The organism is Thalassospira lucentensis, assembly GCF_011806425.1.
Classification (GTDB): domain Bacteria; phylum Pseudomonadota; class Alphaproteobacteria; order Rhodospirillales; family Thalassospiraceae; genus Thalassospira; species Thalassospira lucentensis_B.
On the sequence record NZ_JAATOV010000002.1, the window covers coordinates 868,473 to 886,169 of the forward strand.

A 17,697-nucleotide genomic window follows, 5' to 3' on the forward strand; every position below is an offset into this window, starting at 1 on the left:
AAATGGGTTTGATCGTGCGGGAAAGCTGCTATGTGGCTTTCCCGCTTTTTTATTGCGTAAAATGGGCGTAAAAGCAGGCCCATGATGACAGAAAAACAGATATTCGACACCCCGGACGGCATCACCGCCGTGATCGAACCGATGGATCAGACCGGTTACCTCGCCCCTGTCGGGTTTGAGGACCAGTTATATAAGGAACTTGGCGACGTTACCGAACGCCATGACCGTTTGATGTTCGCGCCCGGCCCGGAACGGCGCGTGTTCTGGGCGCAGAATGTCTGGCGCAACCCGGTGCGGATTGCCATTCCGTCGATCAAAGGTGCGGCCAAAATCCTGAAATTTAATCAGCGCAATTGGGCGATGTTTAAGTTTGACCATTTTTCACGGGCCAAATTGATCGAGGCAAATCTGCCGCATGTCTCGGCCAAACGTCAGGTGTTTGGCGAACCGGCACCGACCGCGCCACTTGGGTCGTGGACCTTGATTGATCCCGATACCATTATCGCATCTGCTGATTGTTCCAGCCCCTGGAAAAACGGCGAGGTCGAGTTTGAAGAAGACAAAGTAACACCGCCCAACCGTGCCTATTTGAAACTTTGGGAAGCCTTCACCCGACTTGGTGCCTATCCACAAGCGGGCGACCGCACCATGGATTTGGGCGGAAGTCCCGGTGGCTGGACGTGGGTTTTGCATGAATTTGGCACCGATGTCATTTCCATCGACAAAGCCCGCCTTGACGCCAAGATCGCCAAGTTGCCGCGCGTTGATTTCCGTCAGGAAAGTGCCTTTGGGCTTAATCCCGAAGAAGTCGGCTATATCGATTGGCTGTGCTCGGACGTGATTTGTTACCCTGATCGCCTGTATCAATTGGTCAATCAGTGGATGGATGCCGCCATGGCAACCAACTTTATCTGCACCATCAAGTTACAGGGTGATACCGATTATTCCGCCATCACCCAATTCGCAGATATCCCCGGATCAAAGGTCGTGCATTTGTACAACAACAAACACGAACTGACCTGGATGAAAGTCCCCGGTGTGACCGATCAGGATTGATCATCCAAACACCGTAATTGGCGATATTTAAGAATGCGGCGATCCTGTCAGGACGCCGCATTTTCTATGATGTCGGGGAGTTCAAAGGGGCGGCTTCGTCAAAATACGCCTGATGTTTCAGACAAATATGTTTGAGATTACGCAAAAGCAGTCCTATTCTGCGCGTTCTGATCGGGTCAGGATGATGACGCCACCGCGCCAATACCCGCCATCCAGTCCCGCCCAATTGTGATGGGATACCATGTCCGAAAACTCTTTTAATTATGACGTGCTCGTTATCGGCAGTGGCGCTGCCGGACTTTCCACAGCGCTTAAACTTGCCCCGCATGTAAAAGTCGCCGTTCTTTCTAAGGGAAAGATCGATGATGGCTCGACCAATTGGGCGCAGGGTGGCATTGCCGCCGTGTTGGATGCCGCTGACAGTATCGAAAACCATGTACGCGACACGCTGATTGCCGGTGCTGATCTGTGTAAGCGCGAAACGGTCGAATTTGTCGCCACCAACGCCCCAAGTGCGATCAAATGGCTTGATGATCTTGGCATTCAATTGACCCGCGACCCGGCAGGCGGAAACGATCAGCCATTTCATTTAACCCGTGAAGGCGGGCATAGCCACCGGCGCATTGTTCATGCTGCGGACGCCACGGGACGCGCAGTTCAAACAACCTTGCAGGGCCAGGCTGCCAATCATCCAAACATCACGATTTTTGAAAACTATCTGGCGATTGATCTTGTCACCGACCGTAAATTTGGCGGTGAAGGACGGCGGTGTATCGGGGCCTATGCACTTGATCTGGCAACCGGTCAGGTGAAATCGTTTAATGCACGTACCGTGGTTCTGGCCACCGGTGGGGCCAGCAAGGTGTATCGTTTCACATCCAACCCGGATGGTTCGACCGGTGATGGTATTGCCATGGCATGGCGTGCGGGTTGTCGTGTGATGAATATGGAATTTAGCCAATTCCACCCAACGTGTCTTTATCACCCGCAAGCCAAATCATTCCTGATTTCCGAGGCGCTTCGCGGTGAAGGGGGCAGGTTGTTATTGCCCGATGGCACCCGTTTCATGGACCGGTTTGACGAGCGCGGCGAACTTGCCCCGCGCGACATTGTCGCACGCGCGATTGACCATGAAATGAAACGTCTGGGTGCGGATTGCGTGTATCTTGATATCACCCACAAGGGGGCTGATTTCATACGCGAACACTTCCCGACCATCTATGAAACGTGCCTGTCTTATGGCATCGACATGACCAAAGAAGCCATCCCGGTGGTGCCCGCCGCCCATTACACATGCGGCGGGGTTTTGACCGATTTGCGCGGTCGAACCGATTTGACCGGTCTTTATGCGATTGGCGAATGTGCCGGCACCGGATTGCATGGTGCCAACCGTTTGGCATCCAATTCACTTTTGGAATGTCTGGTGTTTGGTGATGCTGCGTCAAAGGACATTGTCGAAGCCCTGCCGGTCGAAGATCACTTCAAACCGATCCCAGAATGGGATGAAACCGGCATTACCGATTCAGACGAAGAAGTCCTTGTTGCTCATAACTGGGAGCAGTTGCGCAACGTCATGTGGGATTTTGTCGGCATTGTCCGCACCACCAAACGCGTTCAACGCGCCCAGCACCGGGTGGATTTGTTGCTGTCAGAAATTGACGAATATTACGGCAACTTCCGCGTGACCAATGACTTGCTTGAACTGCGTAATCTTTCAGTTGTTGCTAAGCTGATTATTCAGTCGGCCTTGTGGCGCCGTGAAAGCCGTGGCCTGCATTACACCACCGATTACCCCGAACTTGATGAAAGCGGCTCTCCGCGCCAAACAGTTCTGGTACCGGAAAACTTCGCAGGGCGCTGGGTGATGTCGGGTCAGTGGAAAACCTGATCCATCCATTTGCACCACACAATTGGGCGAAAACAGTATGACCGAAACGGCAAAACTGATCGGTATCGCTCGCCGTGCAAAATCGCGTGCGCCGATGGAAACCCTCGAGCAGGCGGCCTGCACGAGAGCCTTGGGTGTGGAGGGTGACTTTCGCGGAAAGTTGCGCAAACGGCAGGTCACCATTCTTGCACTTGAGGATTGGAAGGCCGCGTGCGACGCGATTGGCCGTGATGACCTGCCGTGGACGACCCGACGAGCAAACCTTCTTGTCAGTGGCTTCAAACTGCCGCGTGAAATTGGGTCAAAAATCTTAATTGGTACTTCGGTTTTTAAGGTCACCGGTGAAACCGATCCCTGTCGCCGAATGGAGGATGCAGCCCCCGGTCTTGAAGACGCACTCCGCCCAGATTGGCGCGGCGGGGTCACCTGCCGGGTCATCGAAGACGGGAATCTTCAATGCGGTGACGCCGTTAAGATGATGACGCCATAAAACACGATACCTATGGTAGATTAAGTTAAGCAGACATCTTTAAAAATGCGCATCTGCGCCCAACTTGGAAGGGGATAATCTTTCATACGACCACGCTCGGAGAGCATTGTTGTGAAACCCGCCCCCATTCCTTCGAACGAAGTTGAGCGCCAAAAATCGCTTGAGGCTATGAGCGTGCTCTCAACGCCGCGCGATCCGGAGCTTGATCGGATTACGCGACTGGCAGAGCGATTGTTTGGCAGCGATATCGTGGCGATTTCGTTGCTCGACAATGATCGGCAGTTTTTCAAATCCCGTGTCAATCTGAGCGTCTCAGAAACAAGCCGTGACATTTCGTTTTGCGGCCATGCGGTGATGTATGATGCACCACTTGTTGTGCCCAATGCGCTGGAGGATGAACGTTTTCACGACAATCCGCTGGTAACCGGCGGGCCGGAAATTCGGTCTTATCTGGGCGTACCGATTTCAAATCAGCAGGGATACAAACTTGGCACGCTTTGCGTGATTGATGGCAATCAGCGCAATTTCACCAAGGAAGAAATCCAAACGCTTCAGGACCTTGCACGCTGGGTCGAAACGGTGCTGGCCCTGCGCTATACAGAGCGCAGCCAACAACAGCTTCTGAAGGACCTTGATACAGCACAGCGTGAACTTTTGATCGATACCTTGACCGGCATATGGAACCGGCGCGGCCTTGAAGAGCTGCTAAGCCGTGAAATTTCGGCCGCACAAATGAAAAAGACACCCGTTGGTATCTTCATGCTTGATATCGACCACTTCAAAAGCATCAATGACACCAATGGCCATCTAATCGGTGACAAAGTCATCCAATCGATTTCCGAAATCATGTCATCGAGCCTGCGCGATCAGGATATCACCGGACGTTTCGGTGGCGAAGAATTCGTCTGTATCCTTCCTGGCCTGCGGCTGGAGCGAATGATGTATCTTGGCTACAAGATATGCGAAACCATCGCCGAGCAGTGCAAAGTTCCCAACAAAGACGGTGAGCAGATTTCCGTAACCGTCAGTGTCGGCGCGACGTGGGTTTCCCCGCAAACAACCGAACTTTATGGCTCAGAACAGATTTTGCAAATGGCTGACGACGCCCTTTACAAAGCCAAACAAGCAGGCCGCAACACTGTGCGTTACCTGCCCCTTGACGCTCATGGCAGTCTTGAGGTCCTCGACGAAGCCCCACCAGAAAGTCCCGCCGTTTAATCCATCTTCCCAGCAGATGGCGACAGTCCCTTGCCGATTAAAAATGCACGCATTTCAGGCATCGATAGCTGAGCAAGCTCGGCCACTGCAATATACGGATCCCACCGAAAGCCCCCAGAACATATGACGCATCAAAACAGACGCGGCTTTTTCGCCCGTGGCAGACGCAAGTTTCAATTTTTCCAGCCCGAAAAATGCTTGGCCCTGCAATGGATCGGGCCACGTGGCGGTTGTGTCGTTCATGATCAACTCTATCGCCGTGCTTGACGCTTCGGTATTCACAGGTGATACCTAAATGGCTGCTTCCTTCCAATCCATTGGTTGCAATGGATTTTTCCAAACCAATTCTTGGCAACCAACTTAACGGGCTCCTGCGCCGCATGCTGAACATTCTTGCCATCACAACCCCGATTTTCCTGATTATCGGGCTTGGCTACTTTGCTGTGTACAGCAATATCGTGCCACAAAACGTTGCACGTGGCATGGGCGCGTTTGTCATGAATTTTGCCCTACCCTGCCTTTTGATCCGGGCAATGGCGCAACGCGATATTTCCGAAGTCATCGAACCGGTTTTCGTGCTGGCCTATGGCGGCGGCTCGCTTATCGTTTTTGCAATCGGGTATTTTTACGCGCTTAAAATCGCCAAGAAGAAACAGCCAAATGCAACGCTTCAGGGCACCGGCATGTCGTTTTGCAACAGCGGCTTTATCGGCTATCCCATTGCCTTGCAGCTTTTAGGCCCCGCCGCAGAAGTCGGCTTGGCCTTGTGTGTGATGATCGAAACCCTTGTGATGATGCCACTGGCGCTGGTTCTGGGCGACAGCGGTGAAAACGAAGGGCTCAGCAAGGGACGGGTCCTGCGCAAGGCGTTCCTTAATCTTGCTAAATCCCCAATCATTCTCGGTATTGTCGCCGGCCTGATTATTTCGCTGTCGGGCATCAACCTGCCGCGGCCGCTTTTTACCGCTGTTGATATGTTGGCATCGGCATCCGGCCCGGTTGCCCTGTTTGTTATCGGGGCCGGATTGGTTGGGCTTAAGCTAAAAGGCCTTCGGGCCGATCTTGCCCGCGTCGTCACCGGCAAGCTGCTTTTGCATCCACTCGCCGTTTTTACGATGGTCTGGCTGCTGCCCGACATTGATCCCATTATGCAAATCGCCTGTGTGTCGTTTGCTTGCTCCCCGATGCTCAGTATCTTTCCGATCCTGGGCCAACGCTATGGCCATGAAGGACTATGTGCCGCGTCACTTATGGTTGCGACGGCCTTGTCCTTCATCACCATCAGTACCGTGCTTTGGCTGCTCGACATGACACAGGTTTTCGGGCCGCTGCCCTGACAACCCAAAAGGCCCCAAGGGGTAGCGCCCGAATTTCCAAAAGCTCAGACCAAATCGCGTTTGGCTTAGTTCGGCTTTTCACCTGCCTGTTCCAGAATTTCCTCGGCTTGGCGGATTTCCTGCTGTTGGGCCCACATTTCGGCATAAAGACCATCATGCGCCAACAGATCCTGATGGCGGCCGCGTTCGGCCACCTGACCATCACGCAGGACAATGATCTCATCCGCATCAATCACGGTGGATAGACGGTGGGCGATGATCAATGTCGTGTGCCCGCGCGACACATCACGTAATGCCTGCTGGATGTCTTTTTCCGTGCGGGTATCAAGCGCCGAAGTTGCCTCGTCGAAAATCATGATTTTCGGACGTTTCAGCAACATACGTGCGATCGATACACGCTGTTTCTCGCCGCCAGAAAGCTTAAGCCCGCGTTCCCCAACCATGGTTTTAAACCCGTCAGGAAGGCCTTCGATAAACCGGTCAATACTGGCAAGCTTGGTCACGTCTTCGATTTCGGATTGCTCCGCCCCTGGGCGGCCATACGAAATGTTATAGGCAATCGTATCGTTAAACAGCACGGTGTCTTGGGGCACGATCCCAATTTCCTGACGCAGCGAGTTTTGCGTCACATCGCGGATGTCCTGCCCGTCAATCGTGATCTTACCTTCTGACACGTCATAAAACCGGAACATCAACCGGGTTAACGTGGATTTACCCGCCCCACTTGGCCCAACAACGGCAACCGTTTTGCCCGCCGGAACGTCAAAGCTGACACCTTTAAGAATCTCGCGATCCTCGTTATAGGAAAACTTGACGTTCTCGAACCGAACGGCGGCTTCGCGGCAGGTTAGTGGCGTGGCATCTGCCTTGTCTTCGACTTCCTTATCGACATCAAGCAACGAAAACATCCGTTCCATATCGGTCAGTGACTGCTTGATCTGACGATATACAAATCCAAGGAAGTTCAACGGCATATAAAGCTGCAACAGGTAGGTATTGACCAAAACAAAGTCCCCCACCGTCATATTGCCTTCCTGAACGCCCTTGGCCGCCAGCAACATGTTCAATACAAGCCCAACCGCAATAATCGCACCCTGCCCGATATTAAGTTTGGACAAGGACACCTGCGACAAAACAGCCGCAGTTTCATACCCGCGAAGGGCCGCGTCATAGCGTTTTGCTTCGTGGGGTTCGTTGTTGAAATATTTGACCGTTTCGTAATTGATCAGGCTGTCGATGGCCTTGGTGTTTGCTTCGTCATCGCGCTTGTTCATTTCGCGGCGGAATTTCATCCGCCATTCGGTCACGACCAAGGTAAAGGCGATGTAAATCACGATGGTCACAAACGTGATCAGCGCAAACCAGAAATCATACAGCGCCCACAAAATGGCCGAGACCATGAAAATTTCAAGCAGGGTCGGCAGAATGTTGAACAGCATGAAGGACAACAGGAATTCAATCCCCTTGACCCCACGTTCAATTGCACGCGAAAGCCCGCCCATCTGCCGATCCAGATGAAACCGCAAGGACAAACCATGCAGGTGCTTAAACACGCCCAGCGCCGATGTCCGAATGGCGCGCTGTGCCACCTTGGCAAAGACCGCGTCACGCAATTCGCCAAAGGCCGATACCAAAATTCGGACCAAGCCATAGCCAACAATCAGCGCGACCGGCAAAACGATCAGGGATGTTGTGTCTGTCGCGCCACTTGTTGCTGCTTCGCCGGTTTTTTCGCCCGCCCCGCCAAGGGCATCGACGGCATATTTGTACAGCACCGGCATATAGACATTGGCGACCTTTGCCCCGACCAGGAACAGCAAGGCAATTACGACGCGCGCGCGCAGTTCGAACTCGCCGCGTGGCCATAGATACGGCAAAAAGTTCTTAACAACGCCAAACTCTGCGCGCGCAGTTGGCTGGCCGGAACCCATATTTTTCAAAATCTTATCCCCAATCGATCACCAGCAGCATTGGACTGCGCACGGTGCATCTTTTCATTCTATCCCCAACAAATGGACCGGCGAACCTGTTTTGGCAAGCACACAAGGCACTTGAACGACTTAACGCCATTGCGAACGGACGGTTTGCGGGCTATTTTGTCAATTCGTTGATAAAATCACAAAAAGACCGATCCACGCGACGGTTCGCATATGCTTTAAGGAACGGAAACAGGACCATGACGGCTCTTGCCAGTATCGAAAACCAGGATATCGCCGCATTCATGCGCGATATGGGCATCAAGGCACGCAAAGCAGCGCTGGAACTTGCGCAGGTCCCGTCCGAACCAAAAAAATCTGCATTGCTTGCTGCGGCGGAAAAATTGCGCGCCAATGCCAATACCATTCTGGCAGCCAACGAAAAAGATATGGAAGCAGGCCGGGCAAAGGGCCTGACCGATGCGCTTTTGGATCGCTTGGCCCTTGATGCTGGCCGCATTGAAGGCATGGCCGCAGGTATTGAAACGGTTGCCAACCTGCCCGATCCGGTCGGTCGCGAACTGGCCCGCTGGAGCCCCGAGGGCAATGGCCTTGATATCGCACGCGTATCTGTGCCGCTCGGTGTTATCGGCATCATTTATGAAAGCCGCCCGAACGTGACGGCAGATGCCAGTGCCATGTGCATCAAATCAGGTAATGCCGCGATCTTGCGCGGCGGCTCAGAAAGTTTTCATTCGTCACGCGCGATTTTTGACTGCATGACAGAGGCAATGAATGACGCTGGCTTGCCCGAAAATGCCATTCAGATGATCCCGACCACGGATCGTGCCGCTGTTGGCGAGATGCTGAAACTTTCAGATTACATCGATGTAATCGTGCCGCGTGGGGGCAAATCGCTGATTTCACGTATTACCGATGAAAGCCGCATTCCCCTGTTCAAGCACCTTGAAGGGCTGTGCCATACCTATGTGCATGCCAGTGCCAATCCGCAAAAAGCTGTCGAGATTGTCGTCAATGCCAAGATGCGCCGTGTGGGTGTGTGCGGCTCGACGGAAACCATTCTGATCGACAGTTCCGTTGCCGGGCGTTTGTTGCCCCGCATCTCCGAGGCATTGGTTGCCAAGGGATGTGAGCTGCGCGGTGATAAAGACGCCCAATCGATTGATGGCCATATTAAACCGGCAACCGACGAAGATTGGGTGACCGAATATCTTGATGCGATAGTGTCGATCAAAGTCGTGAATGGCGTTGGCGAAGCAGTTAATCACATCAACACATATGGCTCCCACCATACCGATGCGATCATTGCCGAAAATGCCGCAGCCATCGAAACCTTTATGAACGGGGTTGATTCGGGCATCGTCATCGCCAATGCATCGACCCAGTTCGCCGATGGCGGTGAATTTGGTATGGGGGCCGAAATCGGTATTTCGACGGGTAAATTGCATGCGCGTGGCCCGGTCGGCGTTGAACAGCTCACCAGCTATAAATATATCGTGCGCGGCACAGGCCAAACCCGCCCATGAATGGGGCGACACCCAGATCACACTTGGCCCCACCCCGGGTCGGCTTACTGGGCGGGTCATTTAATCCCGCCCACGAAGGGCACCTGCATATCTCGCTTGAGGCGTTAAAACGCCTTCAGCTTGATGCGGTCTGGTGGCTTGTCTCCCCGCAGAACCCATTGAAATCACGCGATGGCATGGCAAGCCTTGCAGATCGGGTGGAATCTGCCCGCCTGATCGCAAAGCATCCCCGCATTGTGGTTTCTGCAATTGAAACTGAGCTTGGAACCCGCTATACGGCGGACACTCTTGCAGCTTTGCAACGTCGTTTTACTCAAACGCGGTTCGTATGGCTGATGGGGGCAGACAACTTGGCCCAGTTTCACAAATGGAAATGGTGGGACAGGTTGATTTTGCGTGCTCCCATTGCGGTTATCGACCGTGAAGGGTATTCTAACAAGGCATTGTCCGGGACCGCTGCGCGCCGTATGGAACGTTGGCGCATCCCAATGGACAAGGCGGGTTTGCTGGCCGATCAAAATGTTCCGGCCTGGGTATACCTGCCAATCAAGCGCCATCCGGCTTCTTCGACCGCAATTCGCGCCGAAGGCAGATGGCAGGTGTAAGCAACGCGGCGACTTCTGCTTTGGACGTTTTGCCAAGGCATCCCGCGGAAAATTAAGGTGGCGACCATAGGTACCGCAAAAAAAACTCTCAGCCCGAGCGAAATGCTTTCGCTGGTCAAGAGTACCCTCGAAGAAGACAAGGCCGAAGACCTTGTCACCATTGAACTGACCGACAAAACCTCGATGGCCGACTATATGCTGATCGCAACCGGGTCTTCATCCCGTCGCGTGGCTGCCATGGCAGAACATATCGTCGAAGCATTGAAAGAAGCCGGACAGGGCCGTGCCGCTGCCGAAGGCAAAGAACAGGGTGACTGGGTGCTGGTTGATACCGGCGACGTCATCGTGCACCTTTTCCGTTCGGAAGTACGCGCGTTCTACAACATCGAAGAGATGTGGGGCGTTGAAAACCCGGCTCTCAAACAGCAGGCTGCACGACTGTACTAACAGTCGGCGCCATTTGTTTGGGCTATTTTGCTGGCCTGCGTGCAATCATTGGGTTGCACGCAGTATCGGCCGCGTGAACCCAACCCGGTGCCCAAATACGGCTCATCCCGCACATGCACCGGCAATGGGACAATCCGCATTCCCCACCGCATAAACGAAAACAGCCCGGTCAAAGGTCGTAATCACCCCATGCAAATTACCCTTGCTGCTGTGGGCCGCATGAAATCTGGCCCGGAAAAAGACCTGTTTGACCATTATGCGGGCCGCATTCGCTGGCCTTTCGTGCTGCGCGAAGTCGAAGAAAAGAAAAAACTCCCACCAAATCAGCTCAAAGACCGCGAAGCCGAATTGTTGCTTGGCGTCATTCCCGATAATGCTTTTGTCATCGCCCTTGATGAACGCGGCCATGAATACGGATCGATCGCATTTTCCAAAAAGCTGGATGGCTGGATCGATCAATATGCTGGCAACATCGCCTTTGTCATTGGCGGGGCCGATGGGCATGGCGATGCCATAAAATCGCGGGCCAATACGCTGTGGTCATTGGGCAAGGCCACTTGGCCGCATATGCTGGTGCGCGCCCTGATCGCCGAACAGCTTTTCCGCGCCCACGCCATACAAACCAACCATCCTTACCACCGCGAATAGCCGGCCTGTATTGAGGCTGCGAAAGAGTCGGTTTGAAAAACGATCCGCACTGTGCCCTAAATGGTCTGCGCCCAAAAGAAAAAGGCCCCCTTCTTGATGTGAAGAGGGCCTTTCGATTTTCCGCTATCTGGTAACGTCGATTAGAACGTCAGTTGCGGGTCTTTGTGATCAATCAGATCAATAACAGCAGACACAGCATTTTCAGGCAGTGCGATATCAAGCTTCGCGCCAAGCCGCATCTTCAAAACACCATCAACAACCTTACCGGAATGCGACCAAGGTGCGAAATGATCGCGCAGAATGTTAACTTCTTGGGCCTGCTCAACCACTGTCGTGCCATCTGCCAGCGTAAAGGTAATTGATTTCAGATACGCAGCGCCGCCAGATGGGCCGGCATTGACATACAAGGTTGCCGCTTGGTCGTTTCCAATAACCTCTTCCGCGATGATCGAGAATTTGCCGGTGCTGGTGCGTTTGTGGAAATCAAAGATCCCAAAGAAGTAGGAATAGAAACCAACCGTCATCAGAACCGAAACAACCGTCAGGCCCAAGGCCACCTGCTTGCCAAAGCAACGCGCAAACAGATCCAGGTTCAAGCGCCGATCAACTGAAATGGCACCCGGGCCATACAGCATAACACTGACCGAAATGGCAAAGCCCAACGCCGCCATTGTCCATTCATCAAGGCATTCAAAGCCCATCCACCCAAAGATCAGCATCAATGCAACATTGATAAGCCCTGATCCCAACGCCGTCAGACGCGTCAAAATACCAAAGATCAGGCACAGACCAACAATCACCTCTGCCGAGGACATCAGATAGACCGACCATTCGGTCAGGAACGGATGATACAGCATCCAGTGAATAATGGATTCAATCGGTGACCCCGGCGCAGCTTCAACAAGCTTATTCGCCAAATGCGCAGGACTTGTAATGTCATGCTTGGCTGGCATGTTGAAAAATCGTCGCCATCCGCCCATCAAGAAGACGAACCCCATGGTGATGGCCGATGCGCGCAGCGCAAAATCTGCTGCGAATTGAGGCCTCAACGTCGTTTTGCTTGTTTGGTCGGTCATTGTTTTTCTTCCAAGAAGGCGCACTTTGATGCGCATGATCCGCTTTAATCTCGTTTAATCCATGTCCTGCCTAAACCCCATTCCGCACCATTACGTTGAGGTGAATCAACGTCACCAAAACAACATATCAAACCGAATTTCCGTGATAGCCACAAAGCGCCGATCAGATCACAAATATCTGATATTTATCGATTATTTACGCGTTCATCCCGACCGGATTGCGCTACCTTGGATGAGCATGGTTCAGCTTTCACGGGCAAGGTGGGTGAAACGCAAAATAGACTGCTGAGCAAAATCGACCCGCTCGGCTAACGCCTGAGGTCAGAACCCAAATTGCTGCCTTGCAACATAATTTCGCTGCCGCTAAAGTTTCTTTATAAGAAATAATTATTCATTTAATCATCAGTGGCAGGCATCCCCCATGGAAGAAACCATCCGAACGCAAAATGGCCGTAAACCCTGGGAAGGTCGCAGCACACGCGATCACAGTGCCCCCGATGTCACCGAAGACATTGATGCATTGATGCGCGGCATTTCGGCTGGCCTGGAATATATTCAGCACCTTTTGGACTTCGCCAACACAGCGGGCGAAAGCCAAGACAGTCTGATGCGCGAAATTGATGTACGGTCGGGGAACCTGCGCACCGGACTTGATGAAACCCGCCGCGAAATTGAAAACAGCACCAACGTCGCACGCGACGTTCAAACCACCACCCGCGAAACCGTCAGCAACAAAACCGACGCCATCCGTGTGGACCTTGAACGCATTAGTGCTGATCTTGAAACAAAGGCCGAAGGTGCCAATAAGGTTTTGGGCGCGATTGAGGATATCGGTAAGGGGATCAAGCTTCTGGCGCTAAATGCCGCAATCGAAGCCGCCCGCGCTGGCGATCATGGGCGTGGCTTTGCTGTTGTTGCCAAGGAAGTCGGCAATCTGGCGCAAAGCACCATGCAGCGCACCAACGAGGCGGTCGACCTGATTGATCTATCGGACGTTACCCGGTCCCTTCGCCAAAGCATGGCAAGCATCGGAACCGATCTTGATAGCCTTGGCGGGCAGATCGAAGAATCTCTTGGCGCGTTGCAAGCCAGATTTACCAGCATGTCGGGCCGCCTTAACGACATTTCCGAACATAATCAGGTTGTGTTTGAACTTCTTGCGGGCAGCAAAGATGCATCGTCGCGCACGCGCAACAAGGTCACATGGGCGCGCGACGACACCAAGGCCCTTGCTGATGGGCTGGTGAATGCCAAATCTGCGCCGCAAAAACTGCAAAACTTCCTTAAAACCAACCATGTGCATGATGATCCGACCTTTGACCGGCTGGCAGACATTAAGGCACGCGGCAAAATCCGCATCGCCATTGAACCAGCCTTTGTAGGGTTGTCCTTCCGGTTAAAACCAAACGATCCGTTGCGCGGTCTTGATGCCGATTACGCCCGTGCCTTGGCCAAATGGCTTGGCGTGGAATGTGAATTTGTCGAACATCCTTGGGATTTGTTGACCGAACTTCTGTTTGTTGGCAAGGAACCGGGAACCCCCACCGCCGACGTGGTCTGGAGCGCTCTTCCGCCCAGCGACTTTTACAAGGGTGTGGCCTATTCCGACACATACACCTATTTGAATTTCGCCCTGTGTCGACGGGCCGGTAACACCGATATCAACCGGCTTTCTGACCTTAATGGAAAGGTGTTGGGGATTATTAATGATCCGGTTGCTTTCATTATGCTGGAAGAACAAGGTCTGCGCTGGGCTGGAAATGAAAACAAACCGGGCGGCATCGCCAAACTATCCAACCTGATCGCGTATAGTGATCAGACCCGTTTGCATGATGCCTTGGCAGATGGGGCGGTCGATGCCTTTGCCGTCGATCAGCCGATTTTCCATTGGGCGGCCAGCAACCCCGAAAGCCCGTGGCACAATAAAATCGAAGTCTTGCCGGGCAGTATTTTGCCCCTACCCTATTACTATACAGCCGCTGTTGCCGCAGAACCGTCTTCATGGACGTTGCTGTGTAAGATCAACGAGTTTATCCGCGCATTCCGCGACACCCCGGAACGGGCCGAAATTGAAACGCTTTGGCAGGGGCAGGCGATCAATCATCATCTGACCTATAAGGACGAGGCAGGCGACCTGATTGGTGCGGATGAACTGGCCCAAGTATATCACGCGCATCGCCGGAAATTTGGCCTTGATGCATCGAACCATGGAACGCAAACGGCGTCATAAACTGGTGGCGTGATGATGGTCAGCGCACTATCATCACGCCATGGCAGCAAACAAAAAAACCCTGCGACACCAACGCATTCTGCGCGAACTGGAACTCGAACCGTCTTTGCGGATCGCCGATTTGGCCGAACGTTTAAGCGTCTCGACCGAAACCATTCGCCGTGACTTTGATGAACTCACCGAACAGGGTCTGATCAACCGGACCTATGGTGGGGCGGTCCGTCGTCATGCCAGTGAACCGGGCCTAAATGAACGCCATCAATTTCATGTCCCCGAACGCGAAGCCATCGCGCGGCAATCGGTTCCTGTTTTGGCCGGTGCGCGCCACATCATGATCGGATCGGGGGCCACCACCGTCCATGTTGCCAAACGTCTTGCCATCACGATGAACGATCTTACCGTGATCACCCATTCATTTGGCGTGGCAACGGTTCTTGCGATCAACCCGACCATTCGCGTCATCATGGCGCCGGGCCTTTATCACGCCCAAGAAGGATCGATGCACGGCGCGCAGACCATACGTTTTTTGGAAAACTACCGTGTGGAATGGTCGATCCTTGGTGCAAGCGGTCTGGACCAAGATGGTGCCAGCGACGCATTGATCGAGGCCGCGGACGTTTATTCGGTGATGATGGAACGCGCAACACGCACCATGATCGTTGCCGATCACACCAAGTTTAATCAGGCCTTTCCCGCACGCTATTGCGACTGGGACACCGTTGATGTGCTGGTCAGCAACCAAGCCCCACAAGGCGCACTGGGCGAAACCATCCGCGACGCCGGGTGCATGATGAAATCCGCCTCCAAATAGGAACAGACTGGTTGCTAACGGCTATTAAGGTGTTACCGGGCGCGAAATAGCGTGTTCATACCTATCCCTCCCTAGCCACACGCCCTTAAAGATTTCCCCAGCGCATCGATAAAGAAATCCACTTCATTGTGGCTGAGGCATAAGGGCGGGCGGATTTTTAAGGTTTGGCCATACTTGCCCGCCGCCCCAATCAAGACGCGATGGCGACGCATCGCATTAATCACATCGGCCACAAGTTGGCCGCTTGGGTTTTCCGGGTTTCCGTCTGCGGATAGATCAACGCCCAAAAATAATCCGGCCCCGCGAATATCACTAATGCGGCCATCCTGATCGGCAAGATGTTGCAGGCCGTCGCGCAAATAACCGCCGCAGACAGCTGCATTGGCTTGCAGGTTTTCATCGGCAATGACGTTTAAAACAGCCAGCCCCGTCGCCGATGCCACCGGGCTTGCGGCAAAGGTATTGAAGTACCCAACATCTTCGCAAAATTCGGCCAACATATCGGACCTGACAGCGATCCCGGCCATCGGAAATCCGTTGCCCATCGGTTTTCCCATGCTAACGATGTCGGGCATCACGTCGTGGCGCTGAAATCCCCAAAACGCATCTGCGGTGCGGCCAAATCCCGGTTGAACTTCATCGGCAATAAAAACCCCACCGGCACGATGCACCACCGCCACTGCCAATCGTAAAAATCCGCGTGGGTTGGAAAACACGCCGTCGCTTGAAAAGATGCTGTCGACGATCAGGGCTGCCACACCATGCCCGCGATCAATCAATGTTCTCGCCGCGTCATGCACCGCATCGGCAAACCCGGCGGCAATATCATCGCCATAGGCCAGGCTTCCCGGCGGCGGAACCGCAATCACGTGATCGGGCAGATCGCCGCGTTTATGCGCAGATGGTGAAATCTCGGTCACAGTGGCGGTATTACCGTGATAGGCGCTTTCGGTAACGATGATCCCCCGCGCGCCAGATGCGCGCTGCGCAATCCGAAGCGCAAGGTCATTGGCCTCGCTGCCGCTGCATGTCAGAACGATATTTTCCAGATGGTCCGGAAATGTTGCCTTTAACCGATCAAGATATTCTTCGGTTGTTTGATGTAAATACCGGCTGTTGATGTTCAGCTTTTTTGCCTGATTGGTCATCGCCGCCACCACACGCGGATGGCAATGCCCGACCGAGGGCACGTTATTATAGAAATCAAGATAACTTGTGCCGTCTGCCGCCGTCATCCAGCATCCGGATGCCGACACCATTTCAATCGGGTCACGGTAAAACAAAACCGATGCCGCACCGAAATTGCGTTGGCGGCGCGCCAAAAGATCATTTTTCGGATCATCTGGCTTGGCGTCACGCGCGTCATAGGCATTCATATCCAGAATGGGGCGCGTCGTCCGTTTCGAACGATGCGCACTCATTGCATGCCCTCCGCCTGTAAATAGCTTTGCGCCATTGCGATGGTTCCGGCGGTAAAATCGGTCCCCATTTCCTGTGCGGTCGGCGTTTCCGGGTGGCTCGCGATCCATGCAGTCAGGAGCAAACGACGCAGCATAACGAAGCGATCAAGCATATCGGCATCGGCGGTCGAAAACGGCGAAATCGTCCGGTATCCTTCGATCCATGCTTCTTTAAGCGCCGGAACAATTGGATCAAGTTCGATGAAACTGATCGCCGCCGCAAAGTCATAGCCAAACCAACCAAAGCCACAATCATCAAAGTCGATCACGCCAAGACGCTGGCCATCGACCAAAAGATTGGCCAAGCGTAAATCCGCATGGATCAGGCCAAACCGCTCATTGTCCATCCCAAATTCAGAAAGCTTACGATCCAGATGGGCACAAACTTTTTCAAGCAACGCGGTGTTTTCCCCATCCAGACCCGCTGCTGCACGCCAGTCGCCCCAATGGGGATTGGCCCCCAATGTGGTATCAAAGGTCCAGCTTTTGCGAACAAAATTGACTGATCGTTTCCATTGACGCGCATGGTCATGCAAACGCGCACTGATCGCCCCAAGCTTAAAAAAACCATCTACAAGGGCCTCGTCGGCCGACGGTTCAGCGCCGGGCATAAATTCAAATGCGACGACATGGCGACAAACCCCGTCTTGATCAAATTCGGCAACTAGGGTGCCATCGCGGCGAAGGCAGGGTTTTGGCGTATCAACAATATCACTGGCCCGAAGCGCGTTAATCCATGCCAGTTCGGATTCAATTTCGTTGCGCGTGTGATAGCCCGGCCGATGCACCCGCAATATCAGCTTTTCCCCCGTGACCGGATCGGACGCAAGAAACGTCGCGTTTTCTGAAACGGTCAACAACGACACGCTTGCATTGGGCCCCATGCCCCAACCCGGCAACACTGAGGCCGCCCCGTTACGCAATGCTTCGATCATTCCATCATCGTAAATTCCGCTCACCCCGATCCC

At 53.5% G+C, this 17,697-nt stretch carries 15 protein-coding genes; 11 read left to right on the forward strand and 4 right to left on the reverse strand.

The annotated features are described in order from the left end of the window. Positions 1 to 81 precede the first annotated feature (81 nt). The 5 genes from HCZ99_RS09500 to HCZ99_RS09520 all read left to right on the forward strand — a co-directional run bounded on the left by HCZ99_RS09500 (position 82) and on the right by HCZ99_RS09520 (position 5,989). A complete protein-coding gene (locus HCZ99_RS09500) occupies positions 82 to 1,056 on the forward strand; it encodes an SAM-dependent methyltransferase (protein ID WP_217701483.1) in 975 nt (324 codons plus the stop codon). Between the two features lie 241 nt (positions 1,057 to 1,297). Next, a complete protein-coding gene (gene nadB, locus HCZ99_RS09505) occupies positions 1,298 to 2,944 on the forward strand; it encodes an L-aspartate oxidase (RefSeq protein WP_167446678.1) in 1,647 nt (548 codons plus the stop codon). A 37-nt stretch (positions 2,945 to 2,981) separates the two neighbouring features. Then, entirely contained in the window at positions 2,982 to 3,434 is a 453-nt protein-coding gene (locus HCZ99_RS09510) for an MOSC domain-containing protein (RefSeq protein WP_167446679.1), read from the forward strand. 111 nt (positions 3,435 to 3,545) lie between these two features. Continuing rightward, the gene (locus tag HCZ99_RS09515) at positions 3,546 to 4,652 is read left to right on the forward strand and encodes a sensor domain-containing diguanylate cyclase (protein WP_167446680.1); all 1,107 of its coding nucleotides are present in this window, start codon (positions 3,546 to 3,548) and stop codon (positions 4,650 to 4,652) included. A gap of 380 nt (positions 4,653 to 5,032) precedes the next feature. After that, positions 5,033 to 5,989: an AEC family transporter gene (locus HCZ99_RS09520; RefSeq protein WP_167446681.1), complete on the forward strand. Its 957-nt coding sequence runs from the start codon at positions 5,033 to 5,035 to the stop codon at positions 5,987 to 5,989. 65 nt (positions 5,990 to 6,054) lie between these two features. On the opposite strand, the gene HCZ99_RS09525 is transcribed toward HCZ99_RS09520, so the two are convergent. Further along, positions 6,055 to 7,920, reverse strand: a complete 1,866-nt coding sequence (locus tag HCZ99_RS09525) for an ABCB family ABC transporter ATP-binding protein/permease (protein WP_167446838.1) — start codon at positions 7,918 to 7,920, stop codon at positions 6,055 to 6,057. 245 nt (positions 7,921 to 8,165) lie between these two features. Between HCZ99_RS09525 and HCZ99_RS09530 the strand changes: the two genes are divergently transcribed. The 4 genes from HCZ99_RS09530 to rlmH all read left to right on the forward strand — a co-directional run bounded on the left by HCZ99_RS09530 (position 8,166) and on the right by rlmH (position 11,152). Further along, positions 8,166 to 9,452 (forward strand): glutamate-5-semialdehyde dehydrogenase, encoded by a 1,287-nt coding sequence (locus HCZ99_RS09530; protein WP_167446682.1) that lies wholly within the window; start codon positions 8,166 to 8,168, stop codon positions 9,450 to 9,452. 23 nt (positions 9,453 to 9,475) lie between these two features. After that, positions 9,476 to 10,057, forward strand: coding sequence for a nicotinate-nucleotide adenylyltransferase (locus HCZ99_RS09535; protein ID WP_368484246.1), 582 nt, complete (start codon positions 9,476 to 9,478; stop codon positions 10,055 to 10,057). A 57-nt stretch (positions 10,058 to 10,114) separates the two neighbouring features. Next, complete coding sequence (gene rsfS / locus HCZ99_RS09540) at positions 10,115 to 10,504, forward strand: ribosome silencing factor (RefSeq protein WP_368484247.1); 390 nt, start codon at positions 10,115 to 10,117, stop codon at positions 10,502 to 10,504. Positions 10,505 to 10,693: 189 nt separating this feature from the next. Beyond that, positions 10,694 to 11,152 (forward strand): 23S rRNA (pseudouridine(1915)-N(3))-methyltransferase RlmH, encoded by a 459-nt coding sequence (gene rlmH, locus HCZ99_RS09545; RefSeq protein WP_167446684.1) that lies wholly within the window; start codon positions 10,694 to 10,696, stop codon positions 11,150 to 11,152. A 140-nt stretch (positions 11,153 to 11,292) separates the two neighbouring features. Here the strand turns inward: rlmH and HCZ99_RS09550 are convergent, their stop codons facing one another. Beyond that, a complete protein-coding gene (locus tag HCZ99_RS09550; RefSeq protein ID WP_167446685.1) occupies positions 11,293 to 12,228 on the reverse strand; it encodes a TQO small subunit DoxD in 936 nt (311 codons plus the stop codon). A 421-nt stretch (positions 12,229 to 12,649) separates the two neighbouring features. On the opposite strand from HCZ99_RS09550, the gene HCZ99_RS09555 reads away from it, so the two are divergent. Then, complete coding sequence (locus HCZ99_RS09555) at positions 12,650 to 14,458, forward strand: methyl-accepting chemotaxis protein (RefSeq protein ID WP_167446686.1); 1,809 nt, start codon at positions 12,650 to 12,652, stop codon at positions 14,456 to 14,458. Positions 14,459 to 14,498: 40 nt separating this feature from the next. Beyond that, positions 14,499 to 15,269 carry a DeoR/GlpR family DNA-binding transcription regulator gene (locus tag HCZ99_RS09560; protein ID WP_167446687.1) on the forward strand — a complete coding sequence of 257 codons (771 nt, stop codon included), beginning with the start codon at positions 14,499 to 14,501 and terminating at the stop codon, positions 15,267 to 15,269. A 71-nt stretch (positions 15,270 to 15,340) separates the two neighbouring features. On the opposite strand, the gene HCZ99_RS09565 is transcribed toward HCZ99_RS09560, so the two are convergent. Both HCZ99_RS09565 and HCZ99_RS09570 read right to left on the reverse strand, forming a co-directional pair. Beyond that, positions 15,341 to 16,690: an aspartate aminotransferase family protein gene (locus tag HCZ99_RS09565; RefSeq protein ID WP_167446688.1), complete on the reverse strand. Its 1,350-nt coding sequence runs from the start codon at positions 16,688 to 16,690 to the stop codon at positions 15,341 to 15,343. After that, positions 16,687 to 17,688: a phosphotransferase enzyme family protein gene (locus HCZ99_RS09570; protein WP_167446689.1), complete on the reverse strand. Its 1,002-nt coding sequence runs from the start codon at positions 17,686 to 17,688 to the stop codon at positions 16,687 to 16,689. Before HCZ99_RS09570 ends, HCZ99_RS09565 begins: the two co-directional genes overlap by 4 nt. Between the last annotated feature and the right edge of the window lie 9 nt (positions 17,689 to 17,697).

Excerpts from the sequence above, each read along its gene's own strand:
- HCZ99_RS09500 (WP_217701483.1), top strand. The coding sequence starts at position 82 with ATGATGACAGAAAAACAGATATTCGACACCCCGGACGGCATCACCGCC.
- nadB (WP_167446678.1), top strand. The coding sequence starts at position 1,298 with ATGTCCGAAAACTCTTTTAATTATGACGTGCTCGTTATCGGCAGTGGC.
- HCZ99_RS09510 (WP_167446679.1), top strand. The coding sequence starts at position 2,982 with ATGACCGAAACGGCAAAACTGATCGGTATCGCTCGCCGTGCAAAATCG.
- HCZ99_RS09520 (WP_167446681.1), top strand. The coding sequence starts at position 5,033 with ATGCTGAACATTCTTGCCATCACAACCCCGATTTTCCTGATTATCGGG.
- HCZ99_RS09525 (WP_167446838.1), bottom strand. The coding sequence starts at position 7,920 with ATGGGTTCCGGCCAGCCAACTGCGCGCGCAGAGTTTGGCGTTGTTAAG.
- HCZ99_RS09530 (WP_167446682.1), top strand. The coding sequence starts at position 8,166 with ATGACGGCTCTTGCCAGTATCGAAAACCAGGATATCGCCGCATTCATG.
- rlmH (WP_167446684.1), top strand. The coding sequence starts at position 10,694 with ATGCAAATTACCCTTGCTGCTGTGGGCCGCATGAAATCTGGCCCGGAA.
- HCZ99_RS09550 (WP_167446685.1), bottom strand. The coding sequence starts at position 12,228 with ATGACCGACCAAACAAGCAAAACGACGTTGAGGCCTCAATTCGCAGCA.
- HCZ99_RS09555 (WP_167446686.1), top strand. The coding sequence starts at position 12,650 with ATGGAAGAAACCATCCGAACGCAAAATGGCCGTAAACCCTGGGAAGGT.
- HCZ99_RS09560 (WP_167446687.1), top strand. The coding sequence starts at position 14,499 with ATGGCAGCAAACAAAAAAACCCTGCGACACCAACGCATTCTGCGCGAA.
- HCZ99_RS09565 (WP_167446688.1), bottom strand. The coding sequence starts at position 16,690 with ATGAGTGCGCATCGTTCGAAACGGACGACGCGCCCCATTCTGGATATG.